The following is a 23366-nucleotide window of genomic DNA, read 5'->3' on the forward strand; positions in this document are numbered from 1 at the left end:
CGAGGAGCTCCGCCTGCGACGCGGCGACTTACGGGGCTGGGGAGTCCCAGCACATGCCGCACTGGTGCGGTGGACGACCGAGATGGTGCCTCGCTTCCTGGCGGCTCGTGCGGCCGAGCAGCGGACGGCTGCCGAAGCGGGGCTTCCCCCCAGCGATCCGATTCCCTGGCCCTGGGTCGTCCGGACGGCGCGGACCGACGTCCCCGACGCGAGGGGAGCACGCCAGTACGAGCACACCGTGTGGGGGCGGGCCTACGCCTCGGCGGACGGTACGCTCCGCGATCTGTGGTTGCCTTCCTTCGGACAGGCGAAGGAAGGCCTGCCCGAGGCCGAACTGGCCGCCATCGCCTACGTCCTGTTGAACGGCGAACCGGAACCTCGCCGCCGACGGGGCAGCGCGCCCCCGCCCAGTGCCACCCGCACCAAACACCCGCCGCACCGGCTCAGAGTCTTCTCCTTCGGGTGCGCGGACGGCAGTTGGCGCACGCTCCTCGACTGGCGCGACGAGCAGGTACAGGAGCAGTTCGTCGGACACGCCGCCCCGGCGTTCCACCGCGCCGCCACCGATACCGGGGCACGCCCCGGGCCGGACTGCGTCGAGTGCAAGGCGATCAGCCGGTGCCAGACGCTCCAGCGGACACCTCGGTTGTGGCATGGCAGGCCCACCGTCCCGGCGCGGCGGCGACGGTCGCTCTCCGCCTGGGACCTGCGGTTGTACGCCCAGTGTCCCGCCCAGTACCACCTCACCCGTCACCTGCGACTCACGTCGCTCCAGCAGGAGAGTGACGCCGCGCGGCGGGGCAGGGCCGTGGACGCCTGGCTCAACGAGGCCCACCGCTCTCGCCGCCCTCGAGGGTGCAGGGAACTTCCAGGACCGACCTCTGCGACGAGCTGGTCAGCGGGCGGGTACCGACTGGAGGGCGCGCTCGCTCAGGAAGGCGCCGCCATGCTCCGGGAGCACCAGTCGCTGTGCCCGCTGGACGGTCTGGGTGAGGACGAGCAGGTCCTGGTGCAGCACCGGGTCACCACGTACGTTCCCGAACTCGACGTGGTGGTGATCGCTGTCCCGGACCTGCTCCACACGCGCGCCGGAGGCTGGGTCTGGCGGGAGACCAAGACGTCCACACGCCCGTTGTGGGAGGGCAGGTCGCTGATGGCCCAGTACCCACAACTGGCCTTGGGTGTGCTGTTGCTGGCGGCAGGAGCGATGGGGGCCCAGCCTCGACGTTCCTGGGTCGAGTTCGAGCTGCTGAACGGCAACGACGGTGCGCTGGAGCCGCTGGATCCCAGTCAGCCGGTAGTGGTCGACGAAGCCCGTGATGTCGTGCACGAGCTCGCGCAACCGCTGCTGGACGACGCCGACTACGCGCCACGGACCGGACGGCACTGTCACGGCTGCCAGGCACGGCCCTGGTGCACCGCGGGTTCGGCCTACGTGGTCGAGCACCCCTCGCCCCCCGACCACGCCGATGCGGGCCCGCGACCCGAGGAGGCCGACGATGTCTGATTCCCCGCCGGCGACCGACTGGCTGGACAACCAAGACCTGCGACTGCTGCGGGACGTCGCCACTGCCGTGCTCCGCCTGGCAGAGGTATCCGGTCTCGACTCCTTCACCCTGCCGTACCCCGCCCAGTCGCAGCGCGCCCTGGACGCCCTGGTGCTGAGCTGCCTGCGCGCCGGGGCCAGGCCACCTTCCGGGCTGCCGGAGCTGTTGCGCTGGTGCAGGACCCGACCGCTGTTCAGCTGGCCCCTCGATGGCCTGCACGAGGCCGGGTTCCAGAGCACAGACCGTCTGATCGACGGTTCCTCGGGAGAGCCGACCCAGCTCTGTCACGAACTGGCGGTCGAGGGGCGGGGAGATAGCGCTTCCCGTCAGTACGACCGGTTGGTGGTGCACGAGGCCATGCGGGCCTGCCGGGAGGCCTCGTCACCGGAGTCATACACCGCGTTCCGACGGCTGCTGGTGACCCGGCCCGTGCTGACCGAGGCCGACTGGCTGGACATCGCCGCCGACCTCTACCTCGACCCCGTTCGTGACCTGCTGGACGTCATCTACGTCGAGGTTCCGGACAGCTACCGGAGGGACGGCGGATACACCCCCTGTGGCCGCTGTCTGACCCTCCTGACGCCGATGGCCGACAAGGGTTGGTGGTGTGAACGGGACCAGTGCCGCCATCTCGGCACGCCCCCGCCGGCCCCGACGCTGAACCCCGCCGAGTGCGGCGAGGTGCGCCACCTCTTCCGCCCGCTGCGCCAGTTCGTCACCTGGCCGGGGCAGGCGGAGGTGTCCCTGGAGGCGCGCCTGCGCACCAGGGGGCTGGCGGTGGAGATGTGGCCGGGCTTCGACGCCTACGACCTCCGGGTCACCTTCCCCGACGGACACGTGTGGGCGATCGACGTCAAGGACTGGGCTCATCCCGGTCTCCTGGGGCGTGCCGCCGAGGCGGTGCGCCGGGATCCGCCCTACGACGAGGCGTGCTGGGTGGTCCCGCGCTTCCGGGTCGAAGTGCGACGGGACTACCTCGAGGTCTACGCGCGCGAGCGCACCGAGCGAGCGGCGGGCCTGCGCCTGCTCACCGACGACCAGCTCGTCGCCGCGGCCACCGCGCGGCTACGCGGCAGCCGCGGCCCCTCCGCCCGCATCGCCCCCCTGAGCACGGAACACGGAGATCTCGATGCGTGACCGCAGCCAATGGCACGAATCCCTGGCACGAGACCTCGGGCCATGGCCGGAGGAGCACTCGACGGTCACACCGGTCCTGCTCTGCCAGGTTGAGCTCGGTCTGCGGCTGCTGGAGGTTCTCGACGACGCCCGGCCTGCCAACGGCGTCTGGACCCTCCTCGGAGGCTATCCCTTCGCCCGGGCGCTGGGCATCGCGCCGACCGCGTCCGAACGTCTGGCCCTGGCCGCCGCCCGGCACCTGCTGTGGCCCATGCGGCGTCGCCGGGTGTGGGAGCAGTGCTTGGAGACCTACCTGGGGCTCCCGGAGCGGCTGAGGGGGTACCGCGTGCCCGCGGCCGGCGGTCCGGCGCGTCGGGTTGATCCGCCGGTTGCCTCCCACCGCTTCGCCGTCTACGACGCCGCCCTCGGTGACCTGCCCCCCTTCATCCGCAAGCCGCTCCCCCAGGCCGGGGCTGGTTCCTACCGCTTCCTGGACCGGCAGCGGCACGCCTCCGTGCGCATTCCCGACGACGTCGTCCTCCCCCCGGCCGACGGCCACGACCTCGTCGCCGGACGACCCGACCCGTCCAGCCCTCTCGACGTGCCGCGCGCCGAGCTCGCCAAGACCGCCAGGTGGATGGACGCGGAAGAGGAACGGCGCGGGCTGCCACGAGGCCACTGGCGACGCCGGCTCGAGGAGCTCCGCCTCCAGAGGCGCACGGACGACGGCATCTCGTTCACGAACACCGACCACCTCCGTCTGGACCAGTTGACGCACCTGGTCGGCATGGTTGGCGCTGGCAAGTCCACTCTGATGACCCTGGTGGCCGTGTGGGCGCACCGTAGGGGCCTGCGGACCACCCTGGTGGTGGGTGACGTCGCCGAGCAACTGTTCCTGACCGAGCTGTTCCGGGGGCTCGGCCTGACCGTCGCCCTCGTTCAGGGCGGCAGCACCCGCGAGCAGCACACTCAGCGACTGCACCGCCGGCTCGCCGCCCGCGGGGAACGCTCCCTGCTCCGACAGACGAGCAAGGCGTTCGACCACCTCAGCACCGCCTGCCCGTTGGACGCCCTACGGGGCCTCGACAGCGCCACGTCGCTGCGGTACGTGGACGCGCCGTGTGGCGGCCTTCACCCGGTCCGGCACGCCGCGACGCCTACGTCGCAAACCTACCCGCTGTTCAGCGAGCTCGAACGGCTCCGTGCCAGACGAGACGGACCAGGCTCACACCGCACTCCCCCGGTGGAGGCCCACCCCTTGGAGGCGGACTCCGGAGAGCTCCGTGACCCCCACTCCTGTCCACTGTGGAGCGCCTGCCCCCGGCATCGGGCGACGCGCGAACTGGCCGACGCGCTGATCTGGGTGGCGAACCCGGCCAGCCTGGTCCAGACCGCCGTACCTCGGCAGATGAACGCCGAGCGCCTGCGCTACCTGGAACTCGCCTGCCTGCGCAGCAACATCGTGATCGTCGATGAGGCGGACCGGGTCCAGATGCAGCTCGACCAGATCTTCGCCCCGTCCGCGACGCTGGTGAGGAAGGGACCGGAGTCCTGGTTGGACCGGCTCCAGACCCGCGAGATCGCCGAGCTGTCCCGACAGGGTCGCCTGCCCCTGTCCGAGCGGGACGTGGAACGCTGGTCCGCCGCTCTCGATGTGGTCAGCTCGGCGACCAACCGGCTCTACGCCATGTTGATCCGCAGCAAGGAACTACGGGACTGGGCCCAGATCGACTACTTCAGTGCCTGGACGCTCCAGGAGCGCCTGCTTCAGGAGTGGTACCCCTCGCCGGAGCCGGTGAGCGAAGAGATGGTCGAGGAAGAGGTGGGGCTCTACGACGACGAGGACGACACCATGCCCCCGGACCGGGGGACGCCCGTGTCTCGGGACCCGTGCGCGGCACGCCGAGAAGAGATCAACCGACTGCTCGACGGCTTCCGGGACGACCCGCTGGGTGACCGGGGTCCCCGTGACCCCACCACCGACGCTCTCACCCGTCTAGCCCACGACCTGCTGCACACCCTGAACGAGAGCAACTCCCGAGAGCGCGTCCGCAACGTGCTCGACGGCTTCCTGACGGGCGCGCCCGGTCCCGACCCACAAGCCGCACCCACACCGCCCACCGGGCGCGGAGCTCGTCCGACGCACCCGCGTCTGGGGGAGGCATGGCGCGAACGGGCCGCGCACCGCCTGGAGTTCATGATCATCGTGGCCGTGCTGCACCATCGGCTCAACCGGGTCATCTACCTGTGGCCACAGGTGGAGGCGGCTCTGCGCCTCGATACCGGTGACAACGACCTGGCCCGTCGTCCACCGCTGGACTACGCACCGGTGGTGCCCGAAGCACCGATGGGCAACGTGCTCGGTTTCCAGTACCTGCTCGACGACCGTGAGAAGAGGGACTCCGCCAGCGGCCTGCGTACCGGGACCCTGCGCTTCTTCCGCTGCGCCGGAGTCGGCCGCGAGCTGCTCCTCTCCCTCCCCCAGCTGGGTGCCGACCCGGGACGCGGACGGCCTGGACCGAACGTGCTGTTGATGTCGGGTACGAGCTGGGCGGGTACCTCGACCCGAGCCCACGTCCTGGCGCCGGTCTCGGTGGTGTTGCAACCCCAGGAGGAAGCGGTACGGGCCGTTCGCGACACAGAGATCCGCACCTTGTTCCTCTACGACGACGAAGGACGTCCTATCCGGCTGTCCGGTCAGGACCTCGACGACCGGCCCGATGTCCTGCGCCTGATGATCACGAAGTTGGCCCGCCCCGGCCGCGGCGGCAACACGAGCCCGCTGCAACGGGAACTCGCGCAGATCCCGGACGACCGCAGGCGACGGGCACTGCTCCTGGTCGGCAGCTACCGGGAGGCCGGCGACGCCGCCGATCTGCTCAACGAGATCCCGCGCTGGCGCGGTCACGTTCGGGTGCTCGCCGCGGACGACGCCGAACTGGGGCAGACAATCGACGGCACGCCCACGGCGCCTGGCCGCAATGGCCAGGCCGGAGTTGTGCGGCGCGGCGACCTGGCCTCGTTCGCCCATGACGATGAGGCCGAACTGCTGGTGGCACCGCTCCTTGCGATCGAGCGTGGTCACAACATCCTCACCGTTCCCCGGCGGCCCGGCGAGAAACCAGTTGCCGCCTTCGGCACTGTTCTCTTCCTCGTCAGGCCGCATCCACGCCCCGACGACCTCACCCTCGCTGTCTTCGCCATCAACGACTGGGCGACGCGGTTCGTCCGCGACCACCCCGGACTCACCGAGGGGACCTTCAGCGAGCTGATCGACAAGGCGGGAGACCTCGACACAGCCGGTCAGGCCTTCCGCGCCACCGCACGCCGAGTGTGGCGACACCTGCTGTGCCGTCCGTACATCTACTCAGCTCTGTCCGACAACGAGAAGAGGTCGTTCGCCTGGGACCAGCTCGTTACCATCTGGCAGGTCATCGGGCGTCTGGTGCGTGGGGGGGTACCGGCTCGGGTCGTCATGGTGGACGCCGCCTTCGCGCCCGCGCTCGCCCTGCGGCAAGCCCCCGGGGGGCCGGCGGCCGGCCGAGCGCGTTGGCTCCGGGACCAGGGACTGCTGTTCCGGCTGCGTGAAGTCCTCGCACCGTACTTCGCGGCCGACGCGGCACCCGGGCTGTTCCCGGATCCGGCCGACCCGGCCCTGGTGCGCATGCTCTACCAGCCGCTGTACGAGGCATTGCTCGAACTCGACACCCACCCCGACCAGCCACGGTTCGGAGTGTCCTGAGCTCTCGCGGACCACCGCCGACCGGAACCCGACACCACACGGAGTGCCCATGCCCACCTACGGATCGATCCGCCGCGCCGCGTACGTCCTCGACAGCGACGCACCTCCCTGGACCGTCAACTACTTCGCCATGGCGTATCCCGAGCACTGGGACGCCGATCTGCTCGAGCTGTGCAACCTCGGACGGGGCGGCAAGGAACCGCTGAGGAGCGTGCCCACCCGTCGCCTGGACGGGGTGCTTCAGACCCTGGCGCCCGACCTCGTGGTCCGGCCCCGTTCCCGTCCCAAGATCGGTGAGGAAACGGCCCCTGAGCAGGACTTCTGGCTGTATGTCCCCGACAACGTGCCGCACCCGCTTCCGGAACGCACCATGAGGCAACTCATTGACGCCTGGCTCCGTACCCTCGCTCCCCGAAGCGCACACGACGAGCCGGGTTATCGTTCCCTGTTGCTCCGAACCAGTGAACAGCTTGCGGCAAGCACGCCCGAGTGGCAGGTGGTCGAGGGAGTGGATCTCTTGCAGGCCCCGCCCACCCCCGGGGAGACAGCCGCACCCACGGCCCGGCAGTTCCAGCTCGCCACCGACGCGTTGGCCCGCCGCATCATGGCCCTTGAGCCCTACGAGTTCGACGGCGGCTCGCTGCTGTTCCGAGCGGTGCCACGTGGCCCTCGCGAGCAGGGCGCCGAGCTCATGTCTCAGCCCCTGCGCCGCACCATCAAGCGGCGCGAGTGGTGGTTCTCCGTGGTGTTGAACATCTCCCTGCACACCGTCCCGTTCGATGGTCGCCCTAGGCTGCACCTGCACTGGGGAGTGCGTCGTTGGGCGACTCACCCGCGGAGTGACACCGGGCGTCTCAACCTTCCGTACGACCGCGCGACATCTGTTTACCTTCGGCCGACGATCCCCTGGCTGGTCGGCGCCCCACACAGTGACCGGTATGCCCTGGCCCGACTGGTCCGTGACCGCGCCCGGGACGGCTTCGAATGGTTGCACAACGACCCGGCCGGCATCCTGCACCACCTGAACCTGCGGGGACGCTTCCCCTGCCCGGACGAGCTCCTCCAAGACCCCCAGGCATGGATCGGCGACGGACCCGGAGTGGGTGCTGCTGTCGTCCACAGCAACCACATGGGCACCCATGAGGTCGGTATCGGGTTCATGCCCCACCAGCGATCCCAGCTCACCGCTTGGGCGGAGAAGGCACTGCCGGAGGGAGTGGTGCGGGTACCCGACCTGGTGCGTCGGGGCAGCGGGAAGGCGCCACCGGTCAACAAGCGCAGCAAACCCCGGGACGACGAGGCCAAGGTGACGGAGGTGAGCCGCGCCAGCCAGGCGCGACGCTCCGCCCTCGCCGTTATGACCCGCGTCACTCGGGGTGCTGCCGTTCCTGATGGCGAGCTTCCTGTCGTGGAGGTCCGACTGCTCTGGCAGACCGCGTCTGTGCGTAGGGCCGCCATCGCCGCCTTCGCGGAGATCCTCGGTCTCGACGGATCTGGCTTCCCCGAAGGGGCCAACATCTGTGATCGATCGTTTGACGACGCACGTCCCGGCACCCCGGTCATCCTTCAGTGGCACACTCCGGAAGTCGTCCTGCGTCTGCGGTGCATCCCGCTCATCGAGGGGATCGGGGACCGACTCCGCCTTGACCCCACAGTCCGCGGTCGAGGCAGGCGGCTCGCCGAAGCCGTCACCACCCGTCGCCAGGAGACCCGGTCCTACCTCAAGGCCGACGGCGCCGAGCCGTCGCTTCCCTCCTTGGCCCTGGTGGAGATCGCACACAGCGCGATGTTCCGCCCGTCTGACACCGACCCGAAGTTCGCCCTTCGCCTCGGTTGTGCGGACGCTGGCGCACTCACCCAGTTCGTGGCAACCCCGTCCACCGACCGGCGGATCAACAACGAGAACAGCCTCGATCACCGGGTTCTCAACGCCTGGCAGGATGGCCTACGACAGCTCGGCGTGCGGACCCTGCCCCAGCACACACTCCGAGGAGAACTGCCCGACGGCTTGCAGTACGCAGCTCTGTGGATGGTCAAGCGACGCAAGGACGGGCCCACCAGGCTGCCCAAGCACCTGCCCGTGGCGGTCCTGGTCACCCCCATTCCCGGAGTCGAGGGGCTCGCTGCGGTGCGCGGCTGGGACGACGACGCGCGCGAGTGGGTCCCCTACCCCACCTTTCTGCTGCGCCTGGTGAAGCAGGCCGAGATCAGCCCCGATGCCTACACCGAGTTCGCCAACGAGAACGGCCTCAGCGAACCCGCCAACGGACAGGCGGCGCCCACAACCCGCATCACGTCCCGACAGTGGCGGGCCAACCTTGCGGAACAACGCCGCCAGACCGCCAACTTCCTCCAGCGTGTGCTGCACTCGCTGCATGGTCAGCCCACCGCACTGATCACCCATGCGCAGAACAGCCGCCACCACTGGCCCTGGCTCCAGGACGGGGCAGTTGTCCGTGACCTGTTGAGGCTCGGCCACGCACCGGCGAGCCGGCTCAATGACGAACTTCGTCTGATCCGCGTTCGAGGAATTGCTGGGAGGGAAACCCCCCAGTGGTGGGGAATCGGCGACCCAGGAAAACCCAACGGGCAGCCAGCCGGCTTCTGGGCTCTCCCTGCGGAAGAAGCCGACAGCCGGCCAGCGTTCAAACGCGTCTTCTACAGCACCACCAGCCGTCCAGGCACCCAACCCATCTCCCCTTCTCTCGACCGCCTCGCTGTCCGAGTCACCGCGTCAGGAAAACTCACCTCCCAGGTGGGCACCAACGCCTGGAACCCGGCGCTCGTGGAGATCGCTGTCCTTGGCTGCCATCCCGACGGCGGCCAAGGCATCAATGGAGATAGCCCGGAGGCGTTCGCCATGGCCATGCACCAGCTTCGACAGGCACCCGACTACGCCGACGACCTTTCCCTTCCACTCCCTCTCCACTTGGCTGGACTCGCTCAGGCTTACGTACTGCCGATGTTCAGTGACGACGAGAAGGTGCCTGAAGACAAGCAACCGACGATCCCGTCCGAAACGTCGGATGCCTCGGCGAGCGATCTAGACCCTGATCTGACGGAAGTGGCTTCCCCAGCTGAGGGCCACGAGCCAGGATCGCTGGAGCAGCTTTCCCTGTTTGAGTAGTTGCAGCCCATCTCGGCCTGCCATGCTCTACCAAGGCGAAAAGTGCGATCTGCTGTCATATAGCGTGTGAAAGATGACTACCCATCCTGTGAGCGGAATTTACGCCCTCGGCGGTGTTGCTGCCGTCGGGTGTGTACACCGTACTTGCCTGGATGGGGTGTGGATCGTCGAGCCGTCGGCGTCGGCCCCGGGCCGGAATCTGACCGCAGCACCGTGACAGCCGTCGCGAGCCCCGCGACGATCAGGGCGCGCCGGCGAGGCGGTCGGTCGTCTCCGGCACCAGCCAGTAGTACACCCAGGTGCCGCGGCATTCGCAGTCGATGAGCCCGGCCTGGCACAGCAGCTCCATGTGGTGGGAGATTGTCGGCTGGGAGAGCTCGAAGGCCGGGGTGAGGTCACACACGCAGACCTCGCCGCCGGCCGGTGAGGCGAACAGTGACAGCAGCCGCAGCCGCAGCCGGACCAGGGCATCCAGGGCCTTGAAGACCCTGGGTAGTTCCTCGGCCTTGTCCTCAGCCAGCGGTGCGGTCAGCAGCCTCGGGCAGCAGGCGTCTGGCCCGTCCTGCTCGAGCACCGGTAGCCCGTGTTTCGATATTTCTCTATGTTGACATCCTCGATCCAGCACACATTCCTGCATCGACATTCGCGGTTACAGACTGACGGGAGTCCGTCAAGTCCCGTTTCCAATGCGCCCTGTCATCGCCGGTATGGAAGGCTCATTCGCCCTCCTGTTTCAAGTTGTTCGGCGCCAAACCCACCAAGCGACGCGAGGGCTACGCCAACTTCGCCATCGCCGACCCCCGCTGAAGCTCGTCCTGCTCGAGGGCGTGCCGGACCAGGAGACCCGTCTGGACCACCTGGGGGTTCGAGATACAGAGCACCGCCTTGGTGAACGCCGCCACCGGCCAGCTCAAGGCGTCCGACCTGCATGTTCGAGGAGAACGACACCTCGTGCTGCTACGCGCGCCAGGACAAGGTGTGGGTCCACGGGCCGGGCGGGGAGCCCTGGGAGGTGTACGTGGTCAAGGCCGACGCCGTCACCCTCGGCACGCCGAGGGTGCACCCGACGCCTGCTGCGGCTGACCGCTCACGATTCGCGGCGGCCAGCCGGCCATGAACGGTGGGGAACGCGGGCCGACCACCGGTTCGACGACGGGTCGGCGGCGACCGCCGAACATCATCCCTCCGCCCTCGCCCCGGCCGCGAGGGCGCGGGCGCGCACGGCGGCGACCAGGCCGTCGGCGTCGTCCGCGTGGAAACGCAGCTCGGCGATCCGGGCCGAGCGGCGATGCGGCAGGGCCACGTCGAGCGGTCGGCGCAGGACGACCTCCACGGTGCACTGCCCGGCGACGGGCACGTACAAGGTGGTGCCGTCGAGCTGACAGGACCCTCCGCCGTGGCTGCTCAGGGCACGCCTGACCGTACCCACGGCGTCCCAGGGAACGTGGACGTCGCAGCCCAGGGCCGACCGGACACGGAGTCCGGACGTCTGGACGACGTGCGGGTGGACGGTGATCGCGCCGATCATGCCGAAGCCCCAGGCCACCCCCCAGAAACCCACGGCCAGGAGCCCGGTCCGCAGCGCCGGCCAGGGCAGCAGCAGGTGCAGCGCGACGACCTCGCCCGCCGACAGCACGAGGATGACCACCGTGACCAGCATCTGCGGCGCCCGGTAGGCGAACGCCGTGCCGTCCGCGGGGACGTTCGGGCGGTGCGCCACCCAGCGGGCGAGGCTGCGCCACATCCAGACCTCGTACCACAGGGCCCGGTGGGCACCCCGATGGGTCAGGGCAGCCAATCTCCTGCCCGGCCCGGCACCGTTGACGGGCTGGGCGGGGTCCGGCGGGGCGCTCCGGGGGGCCTCGTTCTCCGGGTGCTTGTTCACCGGTCCCCTCCGGGCCGCGCGGCGATCCACGGAGTAGGGGACGCCGTTCTGACGGAGCGGCAACCGGGGGCGGGCTCGGCGTGTCGTCGGCCGAACGGTGCGGGCGTCGTCCCGACGGGCATGGGCGAGGTCCCTTCTCGGGGTGGGTGGGGGCCGCGGTGGAAGCGGACCCGGCACGGGGCCGGGAGCGGCCCGACCGGATCCTTTACATTGCAGTCGCATTGTAAAACCCTGTCAGGGGAAGTGTCAATGCGACTGCAATGTGAAAGCATGGCGGAATGCCCAAGAGAGTGGATCACCACGCGCGGCGCGCGGAGATCGCCCGCGCCCTGATGCGGGTCGCCGCGGACCGGGGCCTGGAGGCCGTGAGCCTGCGTCACGTGGCACAGGAGGCCGGGGTCTCCTCCGGAATGGTGCAGCACTACTTCCGCACCAAGGACGAGATGATGACGTTCGCGATGGAGGTGGTGAGCGCCAACGTCCAGTCCCGCGTCGCAGCCGCCCAGGACCCGGCCACGCCCACGTCGCCGGGGGCGCTGGTCCGCGCGCTGCTGGTCCAGTTGCTCCCTCTGGACGAGCCCCGGCGCGCGGACGGACGCCTCGCCCTGGCTTTCTACGCTTACGCTGCGGTGCGGCCCGCCATGGCTGAGAAGGTGCGTCAGGACACCGCGTTGCTCCATGACTTCGTCACCGTCCAGGTCCGCGCGGCACAGGCAGCGGGCGACGCGCCCGCGGACCTCGATCCGCCCCAGGCCGCGGTCGAGCTCCTGGCCCTGGTGGAAGGGCTCGGCGTCCAGCTCCTCGGCGGCCACTACCCGCCCCAGGTGGCTCTGGACACGTTCCACGCCCATCTGCGGCGCCTGTTCGGTCCCTCACTGGAAGGGGGCCCCGATCCCGCCGGGGCGGGCAGCGCGCCGACCGCTGCTGGAACCTGACCGCCCCGGTCCACCACCGCTGAGCGGGGTGGGGCGACGCCCGACCGGCGGTCCCGTCCTCTCCCCCGCGGGAGGACGGGACCGCCGTCGTGGCGGTGGGCCGATCAGTCGGGTGGGACGCCGTGCCGTGGGACGCCACCTGCCCGGCTCACCAGATCTCGTGCCAGCCGGAGCCGCACCTGTCGAGGTAGTACTTGCCCGAGGCCCCCTTGTGCCCGACGCACTCCTGGACCCTGATGCTGCGGACAGAGCGGGCGAAGCTGTAGCCGCCCGCCGAACCGAGCGCCTTGGAGCTGCCGGTCACGTCGAACTCGTAACGCTTGCCACCGTCCGCGTACCTCGCGGAGATCTGGAGGATCGCCACCTTGCCGTCGGTCCTGGTGTCCTTCAGGGTGCCGGTGAGCTGCACCCGGCCGTCGTTGCGGGTGTAGACCTTCCCCGAGGCGTGGGCGCCGGCGACGTCGGAGCTGTAGCCCCTGGCCGTCCAGCCGCTCTGCGCCGAGGCGGTGGTGGCGGTGGCCGGCGCGGCGGCGGCGAGGCCCCCGCCCAGGACAGCACCGGCGACCAGCAGGGCCACACGCTTGCGAGCGTTCATGTTTCTCGACCTTCCCTTCGTTGTGATGGGGCGGCGCGGGGTGGACCGCGCCGCCCGGCTTGCACCACCGAGAGTGCAGGCCAATCCCGGCCCCGCGACAGCGACCGCGACCAACTGACGGCTTTGTGGGACGTCCCACCCCCTGACCTGCTGGGACGTCACCCACGACGGCGTACCGGCGGGACGCGCGGGGACCCGGAGCAGCGGACGGCGCCTGACCGGAAGTCACACCGTGACGCCCGTCTCCGTGAACCACCGGCGTGAAAGCGGCGTGTCGAAACCACAGGGGAGGCGGATACTGGGCCTCGAGGCTCTCAACGCGTGTGGGGTGGAACATGTCGCGTTGGAAGGAATTACCTGACGCGCTCGACGAACAGGGACGGCAGCTCGTCATCCAGCTCCGCCGGTTGAAGGACCACAGCGGGCTGAGCCTGGCGTCGCTGGAGACCAAGACCGGTTACAGCCGCTCCTCCTGGGAGCGCTACCTCAACGGGAAGGCGCTGCCGCCGCGGCCGGCGGTGGAGGAGCTGGCGCGTGTGGTCGGCGTCGAACCGACCCGGCTCCTGGCGCTCCGCGAGGTGGCCGAGGAGACGTGGCGGAGCGAACCCGCGGCGCGGGACGACCCGCCGCCGGCGCCCAGGAGCCCTCGCCCGGCGGTGCTGGTGGGCCTCCTGACAGCGGCGGTGCTCGGGGCCCTACTCGTCGGGCTGATGGTCCTGGCACCCTGGGAGGACGAGGGGAACGACGACAGGGCCGCCCCGGGGCCCGGTTCCAGCGTGACCGCCTCCCCCGGCGGCGCCTTCGTCTACAAGCCGGGCAAGACCTACCCCTGCACGGTCAAGCGGTACGACGGGCAGTTGTACGCGGGCTACAGCACCACCGTCACCGCCGTGCTCTCCCAGCCGGGGTGGGACGTCGTGGAAGCCCAGTGCCTGCTGACGGAGAAGGGTTTCGACCCTGGTGGCGCGGACGGCGTGTACGGGGAGAACACCACGCGAGCCGTCAAGCGGCTCCAGGAGAAGGCCGGCCTGGGCAAGGACGGCATCGTCGGTCCGCGGACCTGGCGAGTGCTGCGCGGGTGAACGGTGTCGCGACGGGTACCACCGCGCCCGCCTGCGCCCGCCTGGCCCGGGAGTTGCGCGAGCTGCGGGCGCGCACGGGGTTGAGCATGGCGGCGCTGGCCAGGCGCACCGCGTACAGCAAGTCGTCCTGGGAGCGCTACCTCAACGGGAAGGCGTTGCCTCCGCGCCGGGCCGTCGAGACGCTGTGCGCGGTGGCCGGTGAGCCGCCGGGGCGCCTGGTGGCGCTGTGGGAGCTGGCCGATCTGGAGTGGAGCGGGCGTGCCCGGAGCACGGGCCGCCGCGGAGCCGGCGGCACGGTGGAGCCGTCGGACGGTGACAGGCCCGGCGGCGGGTCCCGTGGCGGTGGCACGTCAACGGACCGCGCCGGACCAGGCCCGGAAGGCGTCGGGCATCGGGCCAGGCGGTGGAAGTTGGCCCTGGTCGCCGGGGTCAGCGCGGTCGGGGTCACGGTGGGGGCGGTGGTGTGGCTGACGGCCTCCCCGGGCGCGGAGCCCGGGGGGAGGGCCTCGGACACCGCGTCGGCCGCCCCCGGGTGTCGAGGGCCGGGGTGCGAGGGCAGGGACCCCGCGTTCATGGGCTGTGGCCTGCCGGGGCAGGTCCGGTCGCTCGGCCCGCCGCACCGCACCTCCACCGGGGCACGGTTGGAGATCAGGTACAGCACGGAGTGCGACGCGGCGTGGGCACGGGTGTGGGACTCGCGCGTCGGGGACTCCCTGGAGGTGTCGATTCCGGGCAGCAGGCCGCATCGGGCCGAGGTCGCCGACCGGTACGACGCGGAGGGCTACCTCTTCACGCCCATGGTGAACGGCAGGGGCCTGCCCGGGCTGCGGGTCTGCTTCGAGCCGGCGGGCGGCGGGGAGCGGGAGTGCTTCGCTCGCTGACGAGGTGACGCGGCGTCATCGATACCCGTTGCGGCGGGGCAGGGCCCCCGAGAGAACGGGTGGGTCAGCGGAACTCGTGCACCACACGGATCTCCCCGACGATGTGGGCGTTGAACGCGTCGAGTTCCTCCGCGGGGACCCACAGTTCGAGGATGGTCTCGCCGCCGGCCTGACGCACGGGGTAACGGGACAGGAACGCCGACTCCACCTCGAACCGGGTGACGAAGCCGGCACCGTCGCGCGGGACGTTCCAGTCGCGGGCGATGCGGATCGCGTAGTCCTCGTTGAGCACCGGGTAGAAGATCGGCTGCTCCGGAAGGCGGGGCGGCCAGGCCCGCCAGTGGAGTTCACGGACCAGGGCGAGCTCCTCCGGCCCGATGGGACGCCACAGGGTGGTCGTTGGTGTTGTGGCCACGGGGCGCTCCTGGGAGACGGGTTGGGAGGGGCTAGTGGTACACCAAGGTGCTGTGAGGGCGTGTACCAGCCGCGCCCCCAAGCACAACGACGGCCAACCCACTCCATCGGAGACCACCCGGCCACACTCGCTAGACCGCGAAAAAGCCGGGTGGATAACGTGGCGGAACGCTGTGCTATGCCCTCGGTATTATCACCTCTCGGTGAACCTCGAGCGAGCCGGACTCACCATACCCGAGGTACACTCCGCCTCCGGGCCCCTTCGCAGCACCCGGACCAGGTACGCTGGACGGTTCACAGATTGCCGATACATCCCCATAATCCGCGGCAGGTACCGGGGCAGCAGGGCGTCAAGCCGGCTGAACGCGGAACGTCCGCCCCATGTGGCAGTGACCAGCACCAGGGGTTCGTCGAGGTCAAGCCCGAGAGCTGCCCGATACCTCTCCCGGAGCCGAAGGCTCACCGCGATCCGGTCATAGGAGGGGTCACCCACGACTTCCGCCACCGGTAACGCCTCCGGGCACCACCGACGCAGCGCCTTCAGGTCCTCGCGGTGCGGGAGGGCCACCGCCCGGGGCACCACCACCCCGTTCCACGTGAGGTACTCACGCCCGGTGACCCCGGAGGGCTCCCTGACCCCGTCGCGCCTCGCACCCGAGACCCTCTTCAACGACATGTGACCAGCACCGTGCGGAAGCCTCACCAGTGGCCCGCGGATCTGCTCCATTCCGCGAGAACCGGCAGCCGGGGCCAGGTCGAACTCCGTCCGCACGGCCTCCTGCCACGGCAGCAGCGTCACTCCCAGGCGCTGGAGCACCTCCCGCGCCCCGCTGTTGAACGGGTGCGGCGCGATGGTGAAGGCGACCCCGATCCGCAGATCGGACTCCAACAGCGTCACCAGGTCAAGGAGCCGGCTCGCGTACACGGCCGTGTGTGCCACCACCGGAACTCTCTTGCGCGGAGTCAGCGTGTGCCAACCCCGGCTCTCACCTCCGTCCTCGGACTTCTCCTTCAGCACGGTGTGATCAGGCATGCTTCCCCCCCGAAGCTCGTTGTGCTCGAGGACACTGACCGGCCCTCGCTTCCAACCGCATGCCCGACGAGGTACGTGAGGGACTTGCGCACCCCTTGGCCATTCCTTGCGGTGCAGCTCAGGGTGATGAAAAACGTCCGGAAAAGATGCCGACCACCCGACCGGAAAGTCGAGGAAGCCGCATCGATCGGCCGGCGACCAGTGCCGGGGCCGGCACGTCCAGCTTCCACTGCTCCCAGTACAGGGACACGTCCGCCCGCCGTCCCGGCGCCACCTCCACCAGGGCTCAGGAGCACAGCAGCGGTTCGGCGTGCGGCTCCGGTACCAGCCCTCAGCCAGGCCGGCGGCCACGGCGTCCTGGCGGTTGTCGCCATCTGCGCCGCGTCCGACGCGGTCCGCAACTCCCCCGGGATGGCCGGGCTCAGCGCCGTGGTCACCGCTTGGCCCGCGGTTCTGACCGCGGTCGGCGTGGCCGGCGGCGGCTCCCTGATCTGCCACGGCGCCCTGGCCACCCGCCGCATGCTGCGCCCCGCCGCCGGTCAGGCACTGACGACGGACGGCGCCCCCGTGGGCTCAGTCCGCACCGCGGTGCTCACCTGCCTGGCGCTGGCCTGGCTCAACCCACACGTCTACCTGGACACCGTGCTGCTGCTGGGCTCGATCGCCGCCGACCGCGGCTCCCCGCGCTGGGCCTTCGGCCTCGGCGCGATGCTGGCCAACCTGGCGTGGTTCGTCAGCCTGGGCTACGGCACCCGGCTCCTCAGCGGCGTCCTGTCCCGCCCCGTCGCGTGGCGGGCGCTGGACACCCTGGTCGCGGTCACCATGCCCGCGATGGCGGCATGCTGATCATCCGCACCCTTCGCCCCCCGCCTCTGGCGGCCGGGCGTGGGCAGGAGGTGGAGAACACCGCCGCTTGTATTGACATGTTCCTGAAAGAAGCCTTCTCCTGGACTCGTCCAGACCCACGCCTCATCCACTGGCCGCCCCTCCGTGCGGCCGGAGAGGGAGTCATGTCCGTACTGAGAAGGCCACTGGCGCTGGCAGCGGCCCTGTTCAGCCTCCCGCTGATCGCGGTCCCGCTGTCCACCTCCGCGTCAGCGGCCGCATCCTCGCCTCCCGCGAAGCAGACAACGTTGTCAAAGACCAAGGCTGACACCACCAGCGCCCTCGCGGCCATCTGCAACATCCAATGCGACGCTTATGATCCGGCCCTCGCCAAGGACGACCGGGTCCCGACCACCGCCACCGTCAACGGCCGCGTCCTGCGGCTGCACATCAGCGACGGCGACGCGATGGGCTACGCGTCCATCGACAACGGCGCCGGCGGGGACGAGGTGTGGCTCGACCGCTCCTTCGACGGCGGCAAGACCTGGACCGGTGGCAGCAAGCTCGGCGACACCTACACCCCGTCCGGCCGCACCGGTTGGCGGACCATGATGTACAACGTGGACGACTGGAACACCGCCGGCGTCGGCGCCCTGCGCGCCTGCGGCAAGGCCGGCGACCGCCCGGAGATCGCCTGCACCCCGTGGGCCCGGTCCAACTGGAACGCCTGGAGCCGCAGCACCGCCGCGGCCACCGCGCTGATGATGTCCTGGAACCGCGACAACGGAAAGTTCGACGGCAACGGCTGGTGGAGCGGGGCGAACGCCCTGACCGCCGTCATCGACAACATCAAGACCAGCGGGATGCCGAGCTACAAGTACGCCATCTCCCGCACCTACGACCTCAACATCAACGCCCAGCAGGGCCAGTTCCGCAACGACTACCTGGACGACACCGGGTGGTGGGGCCTTGCCTGGGTCGCGGCGTACGACGCCACCGGCGACAGCAGGTACCTCAACACGGCACGCGCCGACGCCGACCACATGTACCGCTACTGGACGACCAAGTGCGGCGGCGGCGTCCAGTGGCACCAGACCAACGCCTACAAGAACGCCATCACCAACGAGCTGTTCCTCCACCTCAACGCCGCCCTGCACAACCGCATCCCGGGGGACACCGAGTACTTGCGGCGGGCCACCACGGAGTGGACCTGGTTCAAGAACAGCGGGATGATCAACTCCTCGAACCTGATCAACGACGGCCTCAACGGTGACACCTGCGCCAACAACGGCCAGCCGACCTGGACCTACAACCAGGGCGTGATCCTGGGAGGGCTCACCGAGCTCTACCGGGCCACCGGCGACACCAGCCTGCTGACCACCGCCCGCACCCTGGCCAACGCCTCCACCACCGCCTCCGGCATCCACCAGGACGGCATCCTGCGGGACCCCAGCGAGCCCAGCACCTGCGGGGACGACGGCGCCTCGTTCAAGGGGCCCTACATCCGTGGCCTCGGCATCCTCAACGCCCAGCTCGGTGACCACCCGTACAGCGCCTACATCGACCGGCAGGCCGACGCCGCGTACACCAGGGACCGCAACGCGCTCCACCAGTACGGACGGCACTGGTACGGGCCGATGAACGGCACCGCCCACGACTGCCAGCACAGCGCGCTGAGCCTGTTCAACGCGGCCGAGATGAACTGACCGACTGGTGGCAACGTTGTCATAGATCACGACAGCGCGGGCGCAATACGCACCGGCCCCGGCCGGGCGTCCCCCGGGGCGCCGGGCCGGGACCCCGCCGTCCGAGGGCACACCCCGGGCCCACGACCACCTGAGCCAAGGGGTTCCACGGCGCCAGAGCGGGCGCGGGCACGCCTCTCCCGCAGCGCTCCCCAGCGGCCACCAACTTTGCGCGAGAACCCTTGACGGTGGTGTTCAAACCGATTTAGATAAGCCAGCCTTCTAACCGGTTTAGCGCTTCCCGTGCGCCGGAACCCCCGGTGCGTCGGTTCACCTCCGTCCCGGCATCACCGCAGGTCGAAACACCAACAGGAGATCCCTTATGACGATCAGTAGACGGACCCTGCTGGCCGCGGTGTCCACCACGGTGGGTCTCGCGGCCACCGGCGCCCTGACGCCCGTCGCCCGGGCGGCCCGCCGGTCGGCGGCCCCGCCCACCGCGGCCGAGCTGGCCCAGAGCGGCGCGGACCAGCAGCGCTGGCTCTCGGTGCCCGAGTCCCGCATCGTGGTCAACCCGTTCGACTTCGGCGGCAACGGCACCGAGCTCGAGCAGAACTCGGGGCCGGAACTCCCGCTGTCGGTCGGCTACTACGCCCACGACCGGGCGGCGCGGATCACCGACCTGCTCACGGTGTTCCGGGCCAACGGCGACCGCCCCAGTTGGACGCCCCCGGAGACCACGCTCACCGAGGACTTCTCCTCGGTGGACGACTGGAGCCCCGCCGGCGTGGCCGCGGACTCCAGCACCACCCCGGGGCTCACCACGCTGACCGTGACGGCCGACCAGGGCTATGGGCACATCGCGCGCCGGATCACCGTGGACCTCGAGCGGACCCCGATGGTCAGCGTCACCGTCCCGGCCACCACCGGCACGTGGTCGCTGAAGGTCAACGACGGCACCCTCACCGACGACCTGAAGCTCCAGGCCGACACCGGCTCCACCGGCAGCTTCACCTACGACCTGAGGGCCATCAGCGGCTGGTCGGGGACGAAGGAGGTGGAGTTGCGGGTGTTCGCGGTGGGCCTCGGGAAATCGGTGACCCTGGACTCGCTGACCGTCCACGCCGTGCCGGCCTTCCCGGACGCCGACGAGACCGTGGCCGTCGCCGACGAGTTCGACTCGACCGCCCCGTGGTCGTCGAGCAGCAACGGCACCACCATCACGTCCAACGGGGCGCAGGCCACGGTGACCCTGCCGGGCTCCGGATTCGGGTACGTCGGCCGGCAGGTGACCGTGGACGTCACCGCCGCGCCGGTGCTCTCGGTGCGGGTCCTGGCCACGACGGGCGCCTGGGCGCTGAAGATCAACACGGGCGGCGGAGCGGACGTCGCCACGCTCCAGCCGGACACCTCCGCCACCGGGACGTTCTCCTACGACCTGGCGGGGGCCACCGGCTGGAGCGGGACCAGGACGTTCACGCTGAAGCTGTACCAGATCGGCGGTTCGGCCTCGGGCACCAGCACGACGTTCGACCGGCTCTCCATCCACTCCGGGGCTCCCTGGGCGCAGCCGGCGACGCAGTTCGAGCACGTGTGGCACCCGGGGGCCCTGGACTTCCAGGCCAGCTACCCGGCGGGCACGGCCAGCGGCTTCGACGTCTTCCACGACGAGGACGCGGTCACCCGGGTGGTGCGGGCGAAGGGACTGGAGGGTGACGGCGCGGGGAAGTTGCTGCTCGCCGGGGCGTGCCGCGGGACGGTGCGGTACGACGCCGGCACCCGGGTGGTGACGGTCTCGTCCCAGCACTACACCTACGCCGTCGCCCTCCCGCGGGGGGCCGCGGTCTCGTTCCACGCCTCACTGGCCGGCCTGGTCTTCGGTGCCGCGGGAACCGAGGCCCCGACGGAACGCACCGGCTGCTGGGCCGCGGCGCTCCCGGGGACGGGGGACCACGCCGTCGGCGTCGGGTTCGCGGTGGACGGTGACGCGGCCGCTGCCGCCGCGGCCACCGAACGCGCCGGGGCCGCCTGCGACGTCGCGGGAGCGACGGCCGACCGCGCGTCGTGGACCACCTACTGGGACGACTACCTGACGCGGGTCCCGGCAGTGCAGGACTTCTCGGTCCACACGGTCGATCCGGTGGGGGTCACCGCGGAACAGGTGCGGCTCCAGTACTACCGGGCCTTCCTCCAACTCGAGCAGAACCTGCTGCCCGCCACTCCGGAGACCGGCAACATGTACGTGCAGGTCGCCACGGGCAAGGCGTCGATGTGGGTGAGCGGGTCCCCGGGCACCAGGGCGGTGGCGAGCTGGGACGCCCTGCTGGGGATGCAGGTCCAGGTGCACGTGAACCCGGAGGCCGCCTGGGGGTCGTTCGTCGGCATGATGGCCCTGGTGGAGGCGGACGGGAAGCTCGGGGGTGAGTCCCTGCCGTCCCGCAAGGCGCAGACGGCCTGGATCCTCTACCAGGCCACCGGGGACAGGGCGCGGCTGGAGGAGGTGTACGGCCCGCTCGCCCGTCACCTGCGGTGGGAGCAGCAGAACATGCGGTGGATCTACGGGTCGCACGACTTCCCGGACGAGCGCGACGCGGAGTTCGTGATCTCCCTGATCATCGACTTCGACTACGCCGTGCTGATCGCCCAGGAACTCGGCCTGCGGGACGAGGTGCCGGGCTGGACGGACCTGCGGCAGCGCACGCTCAGCGACTACCGGGGATGGTTCTTCCCCGGTCCTGGCGTCACCCTGCAGAAGACGTTCCTGGAGCACAGCCATCCGGACGAGGTGGGGCTGACCATGTACGTCGCCACCGGGCTGCACATCGAGGGGTTGCCGAGCGCTCCGCTCGAGGAACTGAAGAAGCGTTTCCTTAACGACTACCGCCCCGACGAGCAGTTCGCGGGACTCGCCGGTGAGGCCATCAAGGCACCGGACGCCCAGTACATGACGTACGGGCTGCTGGACCGCGGGATGGTCCAGGAGGCCGACGCCCTGATCAACGCGCTCACCCGGGACATGGTGCGCAGCGGCTGGTTCGCCGAGGTGTACCGGCAGTCGGGGTCGCTCACCCAGACCCCGACGGCCGATGGGGTGCGGCCGTCCCTGTTCGGCATCGCCAACCTCATCGACAACGTCTGGATCACCAACGGGTACCGCCTGGACCGCGGCACACCGGCGTTCATCCGGATGCCGGGCGCAACCGGAGGGGTCAGCGGCCTGACGTACCGGGGGAAGTCCCTCGACGTGGACATCAAGGGCTCGGTGATCCGGCTCGGGGGCGAGGCCGCCGGGCTGCCCGGCACCTGCCGGGTCCTCGACGCCCCGGTGGGGGTGACGCTCGACTGGAGCAGCGCCTGCGGGGGACGGTAGCCGTCGGCACGCCCGCGGTGTGAGGCCCGACCCCCGTGACGTCAAGCACCCGGTGACGTCGCGGGGGCCGGGCGTTGCCGGTGGCGGTCCGTGCCCGAGGGGCCGGGCGCGGCACGGGGAACCGGTGTCAGGGCACGCGGCAGAGCACCTCCCCGCACAGGACGCTGAACCAGCCGTCCTGGTGCGCACCCCACTCGCGCCAACCAGCCGCGATCTGCCGGAGCTCCTCCACGGTGGCGTACCCGCCCTCAACCGCTGTGCGCGCGTAGGAGGACGCCACCGTCCGGTCCGCCCACAGGCCCGCCCACCAGGAGCGGTCCTCGGGTGAGGCGTAGCACCAGGTGGACGACGACGAGGTGATGTCAGTGAAGCCCGCCTGCCGCGCCCAGTCGTGCAGCCGGCGTCCGGCGTCCGGCTCGCCGCCGCTGCCACGGGCGACACGGCTGTACAGCTCCCGCCAGTCATCCATCGCCGGGACGTTCGGGTACCAGAGCATCCCGCCGAAGTCCGCGTCCCTGACTGCCACGACCCCGCCCGGCCTGCACACGCGCCGCATCTCGCGCAGTGCCCGTACCGGGTCGCCGAGGTGTTGCAGGACCTGGTGGGCGTGCACCACGCAGAACGTGTCGTCGGGGTGGTCCAGCGTGTAGACGTCCGCGGTCGCGAACCGGACGTTCGTCAGGCCGCGTCGGCCCGCCAGGTCCCTGGCCTGTTCCACGATGGCGGGTTCGTTGTCGATCCCGGTGACCTCGCCCTGCGGTACGCGTTCGGCCAGGTCCACGGTGATCGTGCCGGGGCCGCAGCCCACGTCCAGGACGCGCATGTGCGGCCGGAGCTCACCGAGCAGGTACGCGGCGGAGTTCGTCGCGGTGCGCCAGCGGTGGGAGCGCAGGACGGACTCGTGGTGGCCGTGGAGGTACCGGGCTGTCTCGTTCCCCATGGGGGGAGCATAAGAGCGTCTTATATATTGGGCAAACTTGTATCAATATTCGGCCGGGCGTGGGGTCCGGGGTGCTCTGGGAACGCCGGCCGGCCCGATTCCGCACGGGAGTCGCGCGGCGCCGGGCCGGGGGCCGGGACGGCGGGGTCGCCCACGTGGCGGTCACGTCGTGGGATGTCGGTGCGTGCC

Annotated in this window: 15 protein-coding genes and 2 pseudogenes; 11 read left to right on the forward strand and 6 right to left on the reverse strand. The window is 70.4% G+C overall.

Translation table 11 applies throughout. The features are described from left to right. Positions 1 to 82 precede the first annotated feature (82 nt). From A3IG_RS30130 to A3IG_RS30135, 4 genes are read left to right on the forward strand one after another with little or no spacing between them, the layout of a single operon-like run. A complete protein-coding gene (locus tag A3IG_RS30130; protein WP_236719146.1) occupies positions 83 to 1507 on the forward strand; it encodes a PD-(D/E)XK nuclease family protein in 1425 nt (474 codons plus the stop codon). Next, positions 1500 to 2684, forward strand: coding sequence for a pPIWI_RE_Y domain-containing protein (locus A3IG_RS0117380; RefSeq protein ID WP_018384859.1), 1185 nt, complete (start codon positions 1500 to 1502; stop codon positions 2682 to 2684). The genes A3IG_RS30130 and A3IG_RS0117380 overlap by 8 nt, the downstream gene beginning before the upstream one ends. Beyond that, on the forward strand, positions 2677 to 6405 hold the full coding sequence (locus tag A3IG_RS0117385; RefSeq protein ID WP_018384860.1) for a pPIWI_RE_Z domain-containing protein: 3729 nt from the start codon (positions 2677 to 2679) through the stop codon (positions 6403 to 6405). Before A3IG_RS0117380 ends, A3IG_RS0117385 begins: the two co-directional genes overlap by 8 nt. A gap of 49 nt (positions 6406 to 6454) precedes the next feature. Beyond that, entirely contained in the window at positions 6455 to 9532 is a 3078-nt protein-coding gene (locus tag A3IG_RS30135; RefSeq protein ID WP_018384861.1) for a pPIWI_RE module domain-containing protein, read from the forward strand. A gap of 241 nt (positions 9533 to 9773) precedes the next feature. Here the strand turns inward: A3IG_RS30135 and A3IG_RS0117395 are convergent, their stop codons facing one another. Beyond that, positions 9774 to 10106, reverse strand: coding sequence for an ArsR/SmtB family transcription factor (locus tag A3IG_RS0117395; protein ID WP_018384862.1), 333 nt, complete (start codon positions 10104 to 10106; stop codon positions 9774 to 9776). A 119-nt stretch (positions 10107 to 10225) separates the two neighbouring features. Here A3IG_RS0117395 and A3IG_RS30140 point away from each other — a divergent pair. Then, positions 10226 to 10649: pseudogene (locus A3IG_RS30140) on the forward strand (ArsI/CadI family heavy metal resistance metalloenzyme). A 60-nt stretch (positions 10650 to 10709) separates the two neighbouring features. Here the strand turns inward: A3IG_RS30140 and A3IG_RS30145 are convergent. After that, on the reverse strand, positions 10710 to 11417 hold the full coding sequence (locus A3IG_RS30145) for a hypothetical protein (protein WP_018384865.1): 708 nt from the start codon (positions 11415 to 11417) through the stop codon (positions 10710 to 10712). A gap of 278 nt (positions 11418 to 11695) precedes the next feature. On the opposite strand from A3IG_RS30145, the gene A3IG_RS0117410 reads away from it, so the two are divergent. Continuing rightward, positions 11696 to 12352, forward strand: coding sequence for a TetR/AcrR family transcriptional regulator (locus A3IG_RS0117410; RefSeq protein ID WP_018384866.1), 657 nt, complete (start codon positions 11696 to 11698; stop codon positions 12350 to 12352). Between the two features lie 148 nt (positions 12353 to 12500). Here the strand turns inward: A3IG_RS0117410 and A3IG_RS0117415 are convergent, their stop codons facing one another. After that, positions 12501 to 12947 (reverse strand): hypothetical protein, encoded by a 447-nt coding sequence (locus tag A3IG_RS0117415; RefSeq protein ID WP_018384867.1) that lies wholly within the window; start codon positions 12945 to 12947, stop codon positions 12501 to 12503. A 335-nt stretch (positions 12948 to 13282) separates the two neighbouring features. On the opposite strand from A3IG_RS0117415, the gene A3IG_RS0117420 reads away from it, so the two are divergent. Both A3IG_RS0117420 and A3IG_RS0117425 read left to right on the forward strand, forming a co-directional pair. After that, a complete protein-coding gene (locus A3IG_RS0117420) occupies positions 13283 to 14029 on the forward strand; it encodes a peptidoglycan-binding protein (protein WP_026220367.1) in 747 nt (248 codons plus the stop codon). After that, a complete protein-coding gene (locus A3IG_RS0117425) occupies positions 14026 to 14910 on the forward strand; it encodes a helix-turn-helix domain-containing protein (protein WP_018384869.1) in 885 nt (294 codons plus the stop codon). The genes A3IG_RS0117420 and A3IG_RS0117425 overlap by 4 nt, the downstream gene beginning before the upstream one ends. A gap of 64 nt (positions 14911 to 14974) precedes the next feature. On the opposite strand, the gene A3IG_RS0117430 is transcribed toward A3IG_RS0117425, so the two are convergent. Together A3IG_RS0117430 and A3IG_RS30150 are read right to left on the reverse strand one after the other, a co-directional pair. Continuing rightward, positions 14975 to 15325, reverse strand: a complete 351-nt coding sequence (locus tag A3IG_RS0117430) for a hypothetical protein (protein ID WP_018384870.1) — start codon at positions 15323 to 15325, stop codon at positions 14975 to 14977. A gap of 192 nt (positions 15326 to 15517) precedes the next feature. Then, positions 15518 to 16357, reverse strand: coding sequence for a hypothetical protein (locus A3IG_RS30150; RefSeq protein WP_018384871.1), 840 nt, complete (start codon positions 16355 to 16357; stop codon positions 15518 to 15520). 354 nt (positions 16358 to 16711) lie between these two features. Between A3IG_RS30150 and A3IG_RS30155 the strand changes: the two are divergent. From A3IG_RS30155 to A3IG_RS0117450, 3 genes and pseudogenes are all read left to right on the forward strand, one after another. Further along, positions 16712 to 17217 (forward strand): annotated as a pseudogene (locus A3IG_RS30155) (LysE/ArgO family amino acid transporter); the annotation flags it as partial. A 150-nt stretch (positions 17218 to 17367) separates the two neighbouring features. Beyond that, positions 17368 to 18888 carry a glycoside hydrolase family 76 protein gene (locus A3IG_RS0117445; RefSeq protein WP_018384873.1) on the forward strand — a complete coding sequence of 507 codons (1521 nt, stop codon included), beginning with the start codon at positions 17368 to 17370 and terminating at the stop codon, positions 18886 to 18888. 361 nt (positions 18889 to 19249) lie between these two features. Then, the gene (locus A3IG_RS0117450) at positions 19250 to 22237 is read left to right on the forward strand and encodes a hypothetical protein (RefSeq protein ID WP_018384874.1); all 2988 of its coding nucleotides are present in this window, start codon (positions 19250 to 19252) and stop codon (positions 22235 to 22237) included. A gap of 127 nt (positions 22238 to 22364) precedes the next feature. On the opposite strand, the gene A3IG_RS0117455 is transcribed toward A3IG_RS0117450, so the two are convergent. After that, the gene (locus A3IG_RS0117455) at positions 22365 to 23177 is read right to left on the reverse strand and encodes a methyltransferase domain-containing protein (protein WP_018384875.1); all 813 of its coding nucleotides are present in this window, start codon (positions 23175 to 23177) and stop codon (positions 22365 to 22367) included. Positions 23178 to 23366 lie beyond the last annotated feature (189 nt).

Origin of the sequence: Wenjunlia vitaminophila DSM 41686, assembly GCF_000380165.1 — a bacterium.
In the GTDB taxonomy this organism is placed as follows: domain Bacteria; phylum Actinomycetota; class Actinomycetes; order Streptomycetales; family Streptomycetaceae; genus Wenjunlia; species Wenjunlia vitaminophila.